Raw genomic sequence first — 15,820 nt, 5'->3', positions numbered from 1 at the left:
GAGAAGCCTAAAGGCAGTAATAAGGCTTTCATAGACATTGGTTTAAACAATTTGTTTGCTGTGGTTTTCAATCACAGTGACACTGCGATTTTAATCAAGGGTTCGAGTATTAAGGCTGAGTACTACTACTGGAAGCGTGAAACCAAGACCTACCAGGCAATAGGAGACTGGTTGAGGAATCGTGGCTTCAATGCATGGCGCAAGTACCACGCATTCCACCTTCATGCGGTTTTTAAGAGGAAGGAGAGGTTAAGGCATTACTACAGGACAGCAATTAGGTTCCTTGCGAGGACGATGCATGAAATGGGAGTCAACGAGGTATTCGTTGGTTATCCCTATTTAGTGAGCCAAGATGATGGCAACGAGTATAATGTGAACATTTGGTGGTTCAACAAGGTCATTAGGTGGTTGGGTGAGGTATTGCGGGAGTACGGCATAAGGCTCAATATTGTTAATGAGTATGGGACTAGTAAACAATGCTCAATATGCAGCATGAAGCATGAAAGTGGCATAGTCAAGAGAGGACTCTACCTATGCCCAGTAACGGGCATAGGAATCAACGCCGACCTAAACGCAGCAAGAAACATAGCAAAAAGAATCGGTTACAACACCCCAATACCGAGAAAAATACTCAGCTACATAGTAACAAGCAATGGCGTAAAACCATTAACCCCCAAAGAGGGGGTAACTGTCGAGACCCCTACAGTGAAAAACCCACCCTTCTAGGGTGGGGAGGGGGTCATATAGCCATTGCCCTTTGGGTTATTTCCCTAAGGATGCTCCGCATGTGAATTAATTACGGCTAGGTATCTGCTCATCTTCATTTAGCTTTAGTTAATGAAGGCGCTCACATCTGGTTACGGCATGTACTGAGGCGAGTAAGGCCATGGTTATGAGCCGTTAATTTAGTGCTTTACATTACACCCTTCAACTGAGGCTCGCGAATTACTGGTGATGTAAATGCGCTGACAAGAAATCCCCAACCCAACCAACGATATTCACCAACCGGTGGCGCTCCAAATATTCCTAGTCCATTATAGGGTACTACAGCTACTTAAAGACCTAGAAAAGCTTGCAACGCATCACCTTTTCGTACTTAAAGGAATGCGAATTAACCAATAGCACAGTTATATTAATTATTAAAAATATTTATAAATAAGGTTCCTCATTGAGGGGTGATGTAGCTATGAGTGTAGTTAGGTTGAGGGCTATTGTTAAGATGGTGAATGATGACGTGGTTAAGGAGGCTTTCATAAGTAAAGTGGTTACACTGGGGTATGTGGAGCCCCTGCTCCCTGATGAGGTGTTTAAGTATTACCCATTGAGTGAGTATGATTATAGGCTTGACTCAACGTACATAGAGTACATTGTTGATAATGCCGAGGAGGTGGCATCCAGCCAAAGGCCTGGGGTTAGTATTAACAAGGTCATGGTTGACCAATTCGGCGAGTGTATTCAATTAACCAGTGGGGAGTATGAGCTCATGACCATGTGCAGGAGGAATAATGACTGGGTTGTGTACCACATGAATAAGAGAGCTTTGATGAGGTACTTCGTCCTTAACGTAATCCTGGAGAATTCTAGCTTAAACATGGGTCAACCAGTTGAGGAGGCGGCCAGCATCCAGAACCATGAGCATAAGGCTAAGTTAAAGGTGGCCTACATACTCAGTTGCAACACACCTGTGGACTTCATGGTGAGTGTGTACTCCAGTATCTACGTCAATTACTTCAGGGAGTACAAGTATAGACTTCCTGAGCCCAAGGACATAGTTAACTTCATAGTTAATAATATGCAGAAGTACGGAGGCTTCATTAAGCTCTACACAACTGACTACTACGTCTTTGAATTAACCACGGCGGGTTACCTAGTTGAGGTTGAGAATGAGGGTCAGGTCGTGAGGATTAACGTTGACGGTGAGACTGTGCTTATGGGTAATCAACTGGGTAATGGGGACCTGTACGAGATAACGGACCTGAGGGTGGATGCCTTAAGGAAACTTGAAATAGGCCTCGACATGATTGAACTTTACTCATGCAACACAAGTGAACTGCTTGAGAGGGCTATTAGTGGTTTGCGAGAGTCAGTGAGGCTGTGACATGGGGTTCCATAGCGCCAGCCTTGTTAGGGTATTCAATAACCCCGTAGTAGACGGGGTAATAATCGAGACTCCTAAAGTGAACCCCCATTCTCACAGAGCGGGGAGGGGGTCATTGGGGTCTTCCATTTAGTACATGGGTGGTACCCTAATCATTGCTCATTAACTTACTTAGCAAGATGGATGCTATAGGCCTCCACGTATCGTACATTGTCATGGTGAGTTTGCATTTAACACCCCTTTGTATTAACCATAGCAACACAGGTAAGCTGGCAACTATGGGGGCCTTCTTGAGGTCGTTGATTGTTCTTGAACCAGTTAGGAACATTGCCACCTTAAACTCCCACATAATCCTACTGATAGTGTCCTTAACAGTGTCGTAACCCTTAAGCGCAGAAAGAAGCATCGGCCTAGACATTGAGAACGCATCCGCACCTACTGCTATTGCCTTAGCCCCATCAAGCCCATTCCTAACCCCACCTGAGGCAAACACTAACCCATCGTAAACGCTGCTCGTCTCGCATATGGATAAGAGCGTCGGTATCCCCCAATTCCTAAAGACCCCAGACTCACCGGTGTCCCGCCTCCTAATGGATTCAATAACTATGAAGGATGTGCCGCCTGAACCAGCCACATCAATGGCGTCAACCGGTACTTCAGCAAGCATTTTGGCAACTTCCATTGAGATCCCGTTACCAACCTCCTTAACTATCAGGGGCCTGTTGGTAATCCTCCTAATTAGCCTCAACTTACTTAACACACCCCTAAACCAGGGTTCACCCTCAGGTTGAAAAACCTCCTGGGCTGGGTTTAGGTGTATTGCCAGGGCATCAGCGTTAATCATGTCCACGGCCTCATTAACCCAGTCAATCAACTCCCTCTCGCTAAGCCTAGAAACCTGCGGTGCACCTAGGTTAGCTATCTTCAAGGCACTTGGTGCATTATCCTTAACAACCCTGAAGCTCCTCGCAGTCTCAGGCCTAACTATGGCAACCCTCTGGGAGCCGACGTACATGCCTATGCCAAACTCCTCAGCCGCCCTAGCCAAGGTCCCATTAATCCTCTCCGCGGTCTCAGTACCGCCAGTTAATGCACCTATTATGAACGGGAAGCTTAGTCTCTTGCCAAATATACTAACACTAGGGTTAACGTCATCAAAGTCAATCTCAGGTAGCGCATTGTGGACTAACTGAACCTCATCAAAGAGCGAGTTACCCTCCTCCACGTCATTCGAAGCCGCAATCTTAATATGCTCATCCTTGCGATTCTCAATCATCCTAAGTGGGTCCACCTCATACTTCTAAATAAATTTTACCTATCCGCATCCACCGCAACGAACCAGGATTTGACACCATGGCACGGCATATCGATAATACTTAAAATACAGAAATATGTTCACGCGTCGATGGAGTTCTCAATGAAGGTAAGCATGGTTAATGATGATGTGTTAAGGATAAGCGTAGTGAAGAATGGCCATAAGTATAGGGAATCACCGGCTGTTGTGGTTAAGCCAACGGTGGATTTAGCCTCTGGCGAGAATAAGATTGGGCCATGGCTGGTTAAGGTTAATGAAGACTCAGTCCACGTCAATGTTGATGGAGTGGAGGTTAACTTAAGGTTCAGTTACAGTAATGGCCAATTTACTATAAGGGGGAATCTAGGACTCGCCGACATCGTCTATGGACTTGGGGAAAAGGCCCTACCTCTTAATAGGAAGAGATTCAGAGTGACTATGTGGAACACTGATGCATATGGGTATAGGTATGGGTCAGACCCACTCTACGTCTCAATACCATTCTTCATAGTAACCAGGAACCACGTATCCGTGGGCCATTTCGCAGATTCCACGGCTAGGATGGTGATTGACCTTGGGGTTGAGAGGGGGGATGAATTCACTGTTACGGTTTACGATGACCAGGTTGACTATTACGTGATAAGGGGGCCTAGGCTGAGGGATGTTGTAACCAGGTTCATAGGCATTACTGGTAAACCAGCCCTAATGCCAAAGTGGGCCCTCGGTCATCAACAAAGTAGGTACAGCTACTACCCCCAGGGTAGGGTTCTTGAGGTTGCCAAGGCACTTAAGGACGTTGATCTAGGCAACACCGTGATTTACCTAGACATACATTACATGGATGGCTACAGGATATTCACCTGGAATAGTGAGAGGTTCCCCAACCCCAGTGATATGGTTAAGAAGCTTCATGAATTGGGTATTAAGGTCGTAACCATAGTGGACCCGTACATTAAGGTTGATCCAAACTACCAGGTGTTTAAGGAGGGTATTAACGGTAACTACCTAACCCTCGACTCAGACGGTGGCTTAACAATAGTGCAGGGTTGGCCTGGGAAATCAGCATTACCAGACTTCTTCAATAGGGAGGCTAGGGATTGGTGGAGTAGCCTAATTGAGAGGTGGGTTAGGGATTACGGGGTTGATGGTATCTGGCTGGATATGAATGAGCCGGCTGCCTTTGACTACCCTAACCATACGGTGACCAGTAAGGTGATTACGCATAGGCTCGATGATGGGTCAAGGGTTCCCCACGACTACCTGCACAATGCCTATGCCCTCTATGAGGCTATGGCAACCTACGAGGGCTTAAGGAGGGCTGGTAAGAGACCCTTCATACTGTCCAGGGCTGGCTACGCGGGTATCCAGAGGTATGCCGCCGTTTGGACCGGTGACAACACAAGCAACTGGGAACACCTTAAACTGCAGCTGCAGGTGCTACTCGGCTTAAGCATATCGGGGGTAACATTCATAGGGGCTGATGTTGGTGGATTCGCCAAGTACGTCCCGGGTGATGGGGGTAGTAGGCTGTTTACGCTAACGCCTGAGCTACTTGTTAGGTGGTATGAGTGGGCAATATTCTTCCCACTGCTAAGGAACCACGCTGATGTGGCATCCCCTGACCAGGAGCCATGGGCCTTTGGCCCAAGGGCCCTTGAGTTGATTAGGGACTTACTGAGGCTTAGGGCTAGGTTAACGCCATACCTATACTCCCTAATGTGGATCAGTCACATTAACGGTGAACCCATTGTTAGGCCTCTTGTGTATGAATTCCCCAACGATGATGAGGTCATGAATATTGACGACGAGTTCATGCTAGGCCCATTCATGCTCGTGGCGCCGATGCTCAATAGTGGCACCTCAAGGGAGGTTTACCTACCAGGTGGTGAGTGGGTTAATTTATGGAATGGCGAGGTACTTAAGGGTGGGTACCATATGGTTGATGCTCCACTCGGCAAACCCCCAGTATTCCTTAAGAGTGGGTCGCTGGTACCCACGCAGGAGTCAGAGGGTGTACTAGGCATACTGGCCGTGCCTGGTGATGGCGAATTCACGGTTTACGATGACGATGGGGAATCTCAATCGCTAACACCATCAACCCTGAGCCTAAGGATAAGTGGCGACAGGGTAACCGTGGGTGATTGGGCAAATCCGATGCCTCAGTTACCAACAACAGTAATACTTAAGGTTTACCTAGGTAAGGAACCCAGTAAAGTTATGGTTAACGGCGTTGAGGTACCCAAGGCTAGGTTCAGCGCCGAACCCGGCCAGCCATCATGGTACTTCGAGGGTAGGTTAATCAACATCAGAGTTAAGGTAGGCAGCGAAACAATGATAATCTAAGCCTTAAATAAATTATTAACCATGGGTTGACCCCTGGGGCAAGGTTTTACAACGTAACTATGTGTTGGCGCTACGCCGTTTAAATACTAATACTAGGAGTATGATTATGAATACGAATGCTAAGGCTAGGTAATCCGCATACCTGGTTATGGTCGCTAATCCAGCTTCCCAGGAAGTGCCAAACATTAGCCCAATGTATATTAAGGCTGTGTTCCAAATTACGGAGCCCACCGTGGTGCATAATATAAATAGCCATATGTTCATCCTGGCGATACCAGCTGGTATTGATATTAAAGCCCTGACCCCTGGAACAAACTTAGCCGCAATTATCGATAACCAGCCATACTTGTTGAACCATGATTCAGCCAGTTTTAAGTGACTTTCGGTTAATCCCATGAATTTACCTACCTTTAACACTACGCTATAACCTATATAGTAGCTTAAAGTGTACTCAATTAGTGAACCAATAATACTTGCAACCGTAGCGTCAATTATTGTTAACGCTAAGTTTAACTTACCCAGGTAGATTAAGTAGCCGCTGAATGGTAATATGACTTCGCTTGGTATAGGTAGAGCCAGTGACTCAAGGATCATCAGTATCAATAACCCTAAGTAACCCATGTTCTCCATAGTTGATATAACGATGCTAACTATTGGCCCCAAGACCACTTGAGTTGTTTACCTACTCGCTTTTAAACTTACCCTATGTCCTTGGCCTGTGGTGTTAACTATAACTGTTTACTGTGTGTTTTTCCAGTTGCCCTTAGGAGTTTATTAACCCTGCTTAATGTGCTTGGATGACTGAGGAACACTGCCTTTATGGGTGTTGAGTAGATTGATGGGTAGGTTACCTTAACAAGGGCCGTGGCTAACGGCACCCTGTACCCCCTGCTTAGTGCGTATAGGTCTGCCTTAACCTCGTTAAGTCTGCTTAGTGCTAGTGAGATCACGATTGCCGCTAGTATTATTGATACGTATATGACCACTGAGAGTGGGGTTAACCCAATTACCGGTATTACATAGAATAGCATTATGGCCGATGCTAGTGAGTAGATTATTGATGCTATTAACGACTTGTAAGTGTCCAAGTGTACTATATGCCCAAGTTCATGGTTAATGACGGCCTCAAGTTCACCTTGGTTAAGGCACGCCACCAGCTTAGTGCCGATTACTATGAACTTGCCTAGTAGGTTCATTGAAACGGCGTTACAGTCCGGTGATGGAACCAGGTATATCTTGACGCCGTTTATTGATGGTATTGTTAGGTAATCAACCCCAATGCTTACCTGCGTTGAGCCACCTATAGCCCTTAGGATGGTTATAACTTGGGTTAATTCCTCCCTCTTAACCCTTCTCAATGATGATGCGTAGGATATGAGCCTGAATAACGTATCCTCAGGGGTGTTGATGGGTAGGGTTACGGTTACTTTAATAATCCTTGAGCCATCAACCCTAACCTTAACCATGCGTGTGAATGATAAGTAGGTGTAAAGCATGTTAACTGCCACCACCTGGGCTATTACGGATATTACGGTTAAGGCTATGCCGTATCTAGTCAGCATTAAGAATATGACTAGTGTTAGTATTGACGATGCTATGAAGGAAACAGCTGGGTTAACGGTTATTGCGAATTCAGGCTTGGTTGGCACTTTAACGTATTCATCCCCCTCATCCTTAAACAACATGACAACCTTCTTCCCACTGCCAATCAAGGTATTCCTCAGTATGAGTCTACTCGCCTCCTCAACCCCTCTTCCATCACCCTGAATCTTAAGTGAACCATCAAATACCTGTATATTAAACCTCCTGAAGTAGACCTCGATATTAGCGTCAGTGTTCCACGTGTATATGGCGTATAGGAATTCCCTCCTGAATTCATTAATCACTAGGTTAATGGAATTTAACACGTCGTGCGTGCCTATTGAGCCAAGCCTTACCAGTGATTCAAGCAGCCTACTGTATGCACGCATTCACTCGTTACTGTTAGGGTACCTTTTTAACCTGAACAGTCAAGTACACGTAACGTGACACTGATGTTTAGGTTCTCATCAGAGTACTGTTACTCAACCGCTATAAGGGCTTAAAGGCATGGGTCACCCTATGGCCAGTGTTAAATTGGTACGAGAGGCCAGGATGAAGGTCACGGTTCACAATAAGGCGGTGCACATGAAGGTGAACGTGGTGGCTAAGCTTAAGGAGTACGCATCCTCCTCCAAGGGAAACCTGATAACAGTCAGACCAAGTAAGATAGCCCAGGAAATAAACACCGTAGGTAGGGTTACGAGGGCTGATGGGGTTGTGATAAGGAACTTCCTTGAGCAGCTCGTGGAGAGGGGTTACATGGAGGTTATTAAGAGGAGTGCCAGGGGCAAGGTGTACGGAATAAGGAAGGGTGGAGAATTCTGGAGGCTCCTCATGACCCATAGCCCAGAGGATATTGTCAGCCTAGTTAACATAGAGGAATAATCATAAAACCAATGCATTATAAAAATAATTGTGGTGATGCATCGTTTTTAAAGCACCCTGTGAGCGCCATATACAGTGAAGAGGACGGGATGAACTGAGACGTATGATGAGAACCCGGGCCTGAGATAAGCGATGTACATTGTAATATTTGGTTAATAAATAACCTAAATATATGCATTGTTAAGACTCATCAACTATAGATAAACGCTGATTTAAGGTTACTGATACTGCTTCAAAGAATTAATGTAACGGATTAATGTTTAAAAATGCTTGCATGCAAACCAGTCAATGAATGAAACATACGATGTGGTAGTTGTTGGCGCAGGTACAGCAGGTTCATATGCCGCCTACCTAATGGCTAGACAGGGTTTAAAAGTTGCCCTGGTTGAACGTAAGAGGGCTGAGGAGGTTTTTAAGGTAACCGGGGATGCAATTGGCGAGCACCACATTAAGAGACTTGAGGCATCAGGGTTAAGCATAAACAATAAGGTTTTCATGATTAGGTACAGCGGAGCCGAGCTGTATAGCCCAGACCTAAGCGTTAGGTACTTCGTCGCAGGTAGGGGCTATGGTCTCGACATTGGTGAGTGGGCCCAGTGGCTAATCAGCGAGGCCAACAACAGCGGCGTTGACGTTTTAGATAGGCATACCGTGACAGTGCCGATACTTGAGGGTGGCTTCGTTAAGGGCGTTAAGGCTAATAGGGGCGATGGTACGCAGGTTGAGTTAAGGGCCAAGGTTACTGTCGATGCCTCAGGTGCCACAGGCGTGGTGAGGACTAAACTACCCCCACAATACAGGATAAGTGAACCATTACTGCCCGAGGATGCATCATATGCGTATAGGGAAGTTATTGAGGTGGATTATGCAATTGCAAACCCGCAGAACATAAGGATATATCTAAGCAATGTAATATCGCCAGGAGGCTACTGGTGGTTCTTCCCGAAGTCGGATAAGACGGTTAACATCGGCCTAGGCATATGGGGTAAGTTAGTTAAGGAGACTGGCCTTAACCCAAGGTCCAACTATGATAAGTACCTTGCTAAGTCAGAGTATGCTAGGGGTAGGAGGGTTCTTCATGCAGGCGGTGGTATAGTACCCACGAGGAGACCCCTCCCAAGCCTAGTTGGCCCTGGGATAGTCGCAGTAGGTGATGCTGCAGTGGCCGTTAACCCAGTTCACGGGGGTGGTATAGGTCCGGCGTTGTTATCCTCGGAATTGGCCTCAAAGGCCATTATCGAGGCGCTGGAGAGGGGTGACGTATCCGAGAGGGGGCTGTGGAGGTACAACACGGATTACTTAAGGGCATATGGCATTAAGCAAGCCCAGTTGGACGTGTTTAGGCTAATGCTCCAAACCTTAAGTGATGACCAGTTGAACAGGGGATTGAGGGCTAGGATACTAACCGAGGAGGAGGTGCTGGAGATCTCCGAGAAGGGTGACTTAAACCTAAGCGGCCTCAGGAAGCTGACCATAGCCCTAAGGCTACTTAAGGTACCTGACGTGGCTAGGAAGTTATCACTGGCATTGAGGTATATGAATGAGGTTAAGGGCATTTACCTAAATTACCCACAGGACCCAGGCAACTTGGATAACTGGCTTGTGTCACTGGTGGCGAAGTACAATGAGTACAGGCTTAAGTTAAAGCTACCACCCCAGTCAATCTAGGTTGACTGGCTGGAAAGGTTAATTAATGGTACTGAACATAGGCTTTAACATGGATCATAGGGGTGAGTTGGTAAGGTACTTCATGGAGTCTTATATTAGGGGTTTGAACACTTTAATGGGAGGAAACGCTAGCATTAAAGTTGGGGACTACGTGCTAATAACCCCAAGTGGAGTCCCTAAGACTGAGTTAAGTGAGGGGGATTTAGTTAAGCTTTCATTAAATGGTAACGTTCTTGAAGGCTCCAGGAAGCCATCAACAGAGTGGAGGATGCACCTAGCCGTATACAGGGTTAGTAATTACCTGGCAGTGTTCCATGCTCATGCGCCATCGGTAATAGCACTTTACCTAGCAGGGCTGAGACTTGATCTTAACAGCGTTAGTGAGGCTAGGTCATACATACGCAGGGTTGATGAAGTAGACTTCATTGAACCGGGCACCCAGGAATTAGCCGATGAAGTCTCAGCTAGAATTAAGGATGGCGCAGACTTGGTGGTGCTTAGGAACCATGGGGTTGTGGCTGTGGGTTACTCCCTACCTGAGGCTTTAAATAAGGTCGAGGTTGCTGAGGATACTGCGAGGATACTTTTAAGCGTACGATGTTTAAAGCCTAGAGATTAAATACAGCATAGTTATCCCAATCAGATTCATAATCATTATCGCCAGTATAGGTAATGCCACAGAAGGCCCCATGCCCATCATCATCCAACCATAGTATGTTATGGTCATGAGTATGCTCTCCACTAGGAATACTGATGATGCACCTATTAATATCTTACCAGTTCTTGTAAACCCTATGCCCATGTAGTTCCTAACCATAAGGCCGAGTAACACAGCTTGAACCAGTGAAATAGTTATGTTGATAAACCAAAGGTAACCCATACTAAGTCACCTCTCACCCTTATTAGCCCTAGGCATTATTAACCTAACCACATCCTCAAGCACACCCCATCTATCATTAAGGTAATCGCTGATTAGGTAGGGTGCGCCATAACCCTCACCAGCCTTAGTAACTAGCCCATTCCTCTCCAATATCTCAAGGTGGTAAATTACCGTCCTATAATTAACATTAAGGATCTTAGCCAATTGATTAGGGTTCATTGGCCTCTCCCTAAGGGTTGAGAGTATTCTGTATCTCATTAACCCACCCCTAGACCCACCTATTAGCCATATCAACAATCTTTTCAAATCCTTATCATAACTAACCATTACCATTCTGCTACTAGCCAATAGTTTATAAGCATTTATCCTCTTCATTCGAAGTCCTTCAATAGGTGAATCCTAATAAACCTTTTTAAAAATCTATTGCGAATCCGCAGTCAGCCTATATGGTTCTTGAATTCCCATGAACATTATGAACCCTGTTAGATTTATAATAAAAACTGAATAAAGGATATATTTAGCCACGTAACACGGCGCCTTGATTGGTATGGATGTTAGGTCTGTGGGTTTGGTTGTGGCTGTGGTGTTGGCTGTGGTGGGGTTTGGGTTGGCTGGTTACTTTGCGGTTAAGCCACCTATGAGGGTTACCGTGACGACAACCATGCCAACCACAGTAACAACCACAACAACAATACCAACAACAACCACAGTAACAACAACAGCAACCACCACTGCAACAACCACGGCAACTGTTACCGCTGCGGTAACCACCACTACGACAATGGTCTCTACAACAACAGCTTATCAACCAGCAACTATGACACCTGAGCTTATCCCGGTGGCCTCCAGTTCAGTAATAGTGGACGCTGCTAAGGGAGCCACATTAAGGTTAGGTAACATTATAGTTATAATTAGGCCTGGGACATACGTAATGGCTCCAAGTGGGCGGATGCTAAGCACCTACAACTTCTCGATAATAGATTATGAGCCTGTTTGGGTAGGCAGTCCACCAATGACTAATGAGGAGCCTGTATTCGCCTTCGCGTATGCCGTTAATGGTCATGTGTCACCAGGTTACACCTTCGTTAACCAGGAGGGTAAACCATATGCAGTGGTCACCGTTGTTAGAGTTCCAGGCACGTGGACAACTTGGACTTGGCTTGGCTTTATGCAGGAGCCAAATGGCACACTGGTGGGTGGTAAATACGCCTTCATTGATTCATGGGATTACGCAGGCTCTGGGTTATTCGTCAATTACCAGTTCGTTAAGCCAGTTCCCTGGATATTCGTCAACACCGGTATGCCAGCAATGTCACCAGTTACTTACACTGAGCCAACCACGCCTAGTTCAAGTGAAGTAACCACCATGGAGCCTGAGCTGATACCAGTGGGCATCGGGACAATAACCGTTAACGCAACCAAGGGAGGCGCTGTTGCTGTCGGTAACCTGCTAGCCATAATACTACCTGGCACCTACGTTAAGACTCCCAGTGGCCAAATACTAAGCACCTATAACTTTAGTCTAGTTTACCAAGCCGTGATGAACATACCACCTCTAAATGAAAGTGGGATATACTATTGGCCAGTGTTCTCCTACGCCTTCGCAGTTAACAACCAGATTAGCGTGGGGTATACCTTCGTTAATGCAAGCGGATCCCCAGTACCAGTGCTCACAGTGGCCTTCTTGCCGCCTTGGTTCACATCATGGACCTGGTTGGGCTATAGCCAACTGCCAGATGGTGCATTGCTGGGTGGTAAGTATACGTTTCCGAACTCATGGATACCCGGGGATGATTACATAGTAAATGTGGTGTTCATTAAACCAGTACCATGGGTGTTCTTGGCCGTGGAGCACGGTTACGTGAACATGACCGATAGCATGATGCAACCTTCGACTACCACTACAACGTCTACCACCACCTCAACAACCACAACTACTACCACTTCGGCTCCCCCAGTTTGGGGCTAAGTAGCTAAAAACTGAGGGTTTAATAAGGGTCAAAACTATTTTTCTTTATTCACTTAACCTATGTCATGCCCTTTTTATGTCCTCGTATGTCTTCGTAGTAATTGTATCGACTTATCTAGGATTATCCTGGCTAACTCTCTCTTATGAAGTGGCCCAACCTTGGTGAAGGTTCCATCCGGTTCGATTATTATGTATGAGTCAGTTAATGTACCAAAGCCAGTCCTAGGCCCCACCCTATGGGCTATGGCTAGGTCCCAAGCTCCGTTCCTCATCCTACTCAGCGCCCTCTCGATGAGACCCCCTTCATCAACGTTAACCTCTGCCTTATAACCAACCACAATGGTGTCCCTTGACTCCCTCTTAGCATCGTTAACTATCTTAGGAGCCCTAATCAGGGTTATGTTGACTACGTCTAGGTTACTGTCTAACTTCCCGGTAACCCTTCCCTTAACGTAGAAGTCTAGCGGTGCCGCTGCGAATATGGCTACGTCAATGTGGTTGCTCCTAAGTATCCTCAGAACAGCCTCATGCATTTCGACGACACTCATCACCTTAACTACATTAACATTACTGGGGTACTTCACGTCGACCGGTCCAGAGACCACGAAGACATTGGCTCCCCTGGCTGCGGCTTCCCTAGCTATGAAGTAACCTGTTAATCCACTACTGGGCGTGGTAATGTACTTAACATCATCGATGTGTTCCCTGGTCGGCCCTGAGGTAACCAACACGCTTAACCCGCTCATATCCCTAGGCGCCAGTAGATCTATGGTTGATTCAACAATCTCCTCAACGGGCGGTAACTTAGCCTTATACTCCTCCACAACAGGGTCAAGCACCTTGATCCCAAGGGCCCTAAGCCTACTAACATTACCCTGAACAATTGGGTTATTCCACATGCCGATGTTCATCGCTGGGACAACCATTATTGGTTTACCCACCCCCAGTGCAACTGCTAGGCACAGTAATGGTGCGTTATCAGTGATGCCATTGGCTAACTTACCTATTAGATTCGCCGTAGCCGGAACGGCCACTAACGCATCGGCGCTTGCGCACTCCCTCACGTGCTCAGCATAGCCACTTAACCTGACCAATGGCCTATGCCCAGTGGCCCACTGCATGATCATTGGGCTTAGTAGTTTAGCCGCTGTCCTACTCATGAGAACGGATACGTAAGCTCCATGCCTAATCAGCCCCCTAGCAACATCAGGAACCTTATATATTGAAATGCTGCCAGTCATCACAAGCATAACCCTTTTACCCATCAGTAGCCTGCTTAAACTACCCCTTATGGCCTCAGCATCCTCACCCATAACGCACCTAAGTAATCAGTAGATACACAGTATTTAAAAAATCATGCACTTCCCCAATTAAGTCGGTAAGACAGGGGTAATTTGACGTATCAGTGGGCTAAATTAGGTTCTGTAATCATTAACATGCCCAATTATGGAGATTAGGCTTATTAGACTCTCCGCTGTTAAAAGTGAACTATGATAAGTACTGATGGCATCTTAATAACGCTAGCCTTAATCATATTAATAGGTTATGTTGGTGATTACCTATTCAGGTTAACCAGAATACCTGAGGCTGTAATACTGATGTTAATTGGGCTACTACTCGTGCCCATGAGTCATGTCGTGCCTACGAAGTACGTTGCGTTACTTAGGAACTTAGCCCCATTATTCGGCGATATAGCCCTAGTGATGATCATGTTTGATGGTGGCCGTAGGATAAGCTTCAGGACGCCTATCTCGTCCAGTGGCCTTGGCCTGGCACTTGCGGTGCTTGACGTTGTAATGCCCTCGGCGTTATTGGCGGTGGTGATGAATTCATTCTTAGGTTGGCCACTGGTCTACGGTGCAATACTTGGTGCTATACTCAGTGAAACAACCACAACGGTGATAATACCAGTAGCCACCAGGTTATCCATAAGTGACTTAATGTACAACACCATTGTGGTTGAGGCGACGTTCAACTCGGTGGTATCCATACTGCTCTTCTACCTCCTCACAATACTACTAACAGGCCAGTTCTCGGCCCTATCCTACACCAGGTATGTCATATCGTACTTCAGCATAGCCGTGTTCCTAGGCCTAATCACGGGCATACTATGGTTACTGGCCTTGAGCTGGATTAGAAGCGCAAAGGCCTACGTGGTTACGATAGGCATTGCCTTCCTACTATATGGCGTGGTTGACCTACTCGGCGGCGCGGCCGTGGTTGCCGTCTTAATATTTGCAGTGATCATAGGGAACCATGATGTGATAAGTGATTACTTCGGTTTAAGGTTAAACATCGATGAGGAGAGACTTAATATTGTTGAGGGTGAGCTTGAATTCCTGGTCAGGACGTTCTTCTACGTCTTAATAGGCATGATATCAATAATCTCACTATACTACGCCATACTAGCCATGGCTATTACTGGTGTCCTCCTGGCAATTAGGTACATTGAGGTTTACTCCATTGTGAGGGATAGTAGATTCTCAACATTGCTCTTTGCCTTAGCCCCAAGGGGCTTAACAGCGGCTGTATTGGCCAGCATTTTCCTAAACATGGGCTACAACCCATATTCAACCTATGTGTTTCTGGTCACCTTTATGGTTATAATATTTACGAACATAATATCGAGCGGCCTATTATCACTCATAGTTAAGGAAAAGGTTAAGAGCGAGGAACAGGAGATGAAGGGCTAATTTTAACCTTAGGTCAAGTAACATCCACGGCCTTACCATTCTAGGGCTGGAAGCCATCAGCAGGATAACCACCATGTAATCGCTTCGAGAGGCATATCCGCATGGAAAGGTTTTTAACGTGAATTAGGCCTAGGTGATTAATGGGTATTCCTGGCGAGACTGAGCAGAGGATAGTTTGCCCATACTGCGGTTTAACGGACTGGGTCCTTGTTCAACCAGTTAATAGGAGAGATAGCAGAGGATCCTTGATCAGCGTCATGCTTTGCAGGTGCAATAACTGCGGTAGGGTTTTCTACGTGTTTAAATATAGGTTCAGGACTATAACGTACAAACTTGAGGACCTAGTTGCCTAATAATTAACATTAATGTTTACGATAATTCACGTTAACAAGCAATTATAAAACATGGT

At 46.2% G+C, this 15,820-nt stretch carries 15 protein-coding genes; 9 read left to right on the top strand and 6 right to left on the bottom strand.

Annotated elements, in window-relative coordinates; genetic code table 11:
• Positions 1-726, top strand: a 726-nt coding sequence (locus AAX04_RS09025) for a zinc ribbon domain-containing protein (RefSeq protein ID WP_156519787.1), incomplete at its 5' end; no start/stop codon positions are given.
• Between the two features lie 460 nt (positions 727-1,186).
• Positions 1,187-2,098 (top strand): hypothetical protein, encoded by a 912-nt coding sequence (locus AAX04_RS09020; RefSeq protein ID WP_156519786.1) that lies wholly within the window; start codon positions 1,187-1,189, stop codon positions 2,096-2,098.
• Between the two features lie 148 nt (positions 2,099-2,246).
• Here AAX04_RS09020 and fni read toward each other — a convergent pair whose 3' ends face one another.
• Entirely contained in the window at positions 2,247-3,374 is a 1,128-nt protein-coding gene (fni, locus tag AAX04_RS09015) for a type 2 isopentenyl-diphosphate Delta-isomerase (protein ID WP_066797193.1), read from the bottom strand.
• Positions 3,375-3,503: 129 nt separating this feature from the next.
• On the opposite strand from fni, the gene AAX04_RS09010 reads away from it, so the two are divergent.
• Positions 3,504-5,735, top strand: a complete 2,232-nt coding sequence (locus AAX04_RS09010; RefSeq protein WP_066797173.1) for a glycoside hydrolase family 31 protein — start codon at positions 3,504-3,506, stop codon at positions 5,733-5,735.
• A gap of 57 nt (positions 5,736-5,792) precedes the next feature.
• On the opposite strand, the gene AAX04_RS09005 is transcribed toward AAX04_RS09010, so the two are convergent.
• Both AAX04_RS09005 and AAX04_RS09000 read right to left on the bottom strand, forming a co-directional pair.
• Positions 5,793-6,404, bottom strand: a complete 612-nt coding sequence (locus AAX04_RS09005; protein WP_084761322.1) for a DedA family protein — start codon at positions 6,402-6,404, stop codon at positions 5,793-5,795.
• Between the two features lie 59 nt (positions 6,405-6,463).
• The gene (locus tag AAX04_RS09000; RefSeq protein ID WP_066797170.1) at positions 6,464-7,705 is read right to left on the bottom strand and encodes a M48 family metallopeptidase; all 1,242 of its coding nucleotides are present in this window, start codon (positions 7,703-7,705) and stop codon (positions 6,464-6,466) included.
• A gap of 130 nt (positions 7,706-7,835) precedes the next feature.
• On the opposite strand from AAX04_RS09000, the gene AAX04_RS08995 reads away from it, so the two are divergent.
• From AAX04_RS08995 to AAX04_RS08985, 3 genes are all read left to right on the top strand, one after another.
• Positions 7,836-8,201 carry a DNA-binding protein gene (locus AAX04_RS08995; protein WP_084761320.1) on the top strand — a complete coding sequence of 122 codons (366 nt, stop codon included), beginning with the start codon at positions 7,836-7,838 and terminating at the stop codon, positions 8,199-8,201.
• Between the two features lie 288 nt (positions 8,202-8,489).
• Positions 8,490-9,869 carry a digeranylgeranylglycerophospholipid reductase gene (locus AAX04_RS08990; RefSeq protein ID WP_066797167.1) on the top strand — a complete coding sequence of 460 codons (1,380 nt, stop codon included), beginning with the start codon at positions 8,490-8,492 and terminating at the stop codon, positions 9,867-9,869.
• Between the two features lie 49 nt (positions 9,870-9,918).
• Positions 9,919-10,488, top strand: a complete 570-nt coding sequence (locus AAX04_RS08985) for a class II aldolase/adducin family protein (protein WP_066797184.1) — start codon at positions 9,919-9,921, stop codon at positions 10,486-10,488.
• On the opposite strand, the gene AAX04_RS08980 is transcribed toward AAX04_RS08985, so the two are convergent.
• Positions 10,471-10,749, bottom strand: coding sequence for a hypothetical protein (locus AAX04_RS08980; protein WP_066797155.1), 279 nt, complete (start codon positions 10,747-10,749; stop codon positions 10,471-10,473). The genes AAX04_RS08985 and AAX04_RS08980 overlap by 18 nt on opposite strands.
• Before the next feature lie 6 nt (positions 10,750-10,755).
• Positions 10,756-11,076, bottom strand: a complete 321-nt coding sequence (locus AAX04_RS08975) for a winged helix-turn-helix domain-containing protein (RefSeq protein WP_066797182.1) — start codon at positions 11,074-11,076, stop codon at positions 10,756-10,758.
• 220 nt (positions 11,077-11,296) lie between these two features.
• Here AAX04_RS08975 and AAX04_RS08970 point away from each other — a divergent pair, with 220 nt between their 5' ends.
• Positions 11,297-12,718: a hypothetical protein gene (locus tag AAX04_RS08970; protein WP_066797154.1), complete on the top strand. Its 1,422-nt coding sequence runs from the start codon at positions 11,297-11,299 to the stop codon at positions 12,716-12,718.
• Between the two features lie 74 nt (positions 12,719-12,792).
• On the opposite strand, the gene coaBC is transcribed toward AAX04_RS08970, so the two are convergent.
• Entirely contained in the window at positions 12,793-14,031 is a 1,239-nt protein-coding gene (gene coaBC, locus AAX04_RS08965) for a bifunctional phosphopantothenoylcysteine decarboxylase/phosphopantothenate--cysteine ligase CoaBC (RefSeq protein ID WP_066797148.1), read from the bottom strand.
• Positions 14,032-14,208: 177 nt separating this feature from the next.
• Here coaBC and AAX04_RS08960 point away from each other — a divergent pair, with 177 nt between their 5' ends.
• The gene (locus AAX04_RS08960; protein WP_066797144.1) at positions 14,209-15,411 is read left to right on the top strand and encodes a cation:proton antiporter; all 1,203 of its coding nucleotides are present in this window, start codon (positions 14,209-14,211) and stop codon (positions 15,409-15,411) included.
• Between the two features lie 140 nt (positions 15,412-15,551).
• Complete coding sequence (locus AAX04_RS08955) at positions 15,552-15,764, top strand: hypothetical protein (RefSeq protein ID WP_066797141.1); 213 nt, start codon at positions 15,552-15,554, stop codon at positions 15,762-15,764.
• Positions 15,765-15,820: the final 56 nt, after the last annotated feature.

Origin of the sequence: Caldivirga sp. MU80, assembly GCF_001663375.1 — an archaeon.
In the GTDB taxonomy this organism is placed as follows: domain Archaea; phylum Thermoproteota; class Thermoprotei; order Thermoproteales; family Thermocladiaceae; genus Caldivirga.
This window is presented reverse-complemented; position numbering and strand designations above follow the sequence as displayed.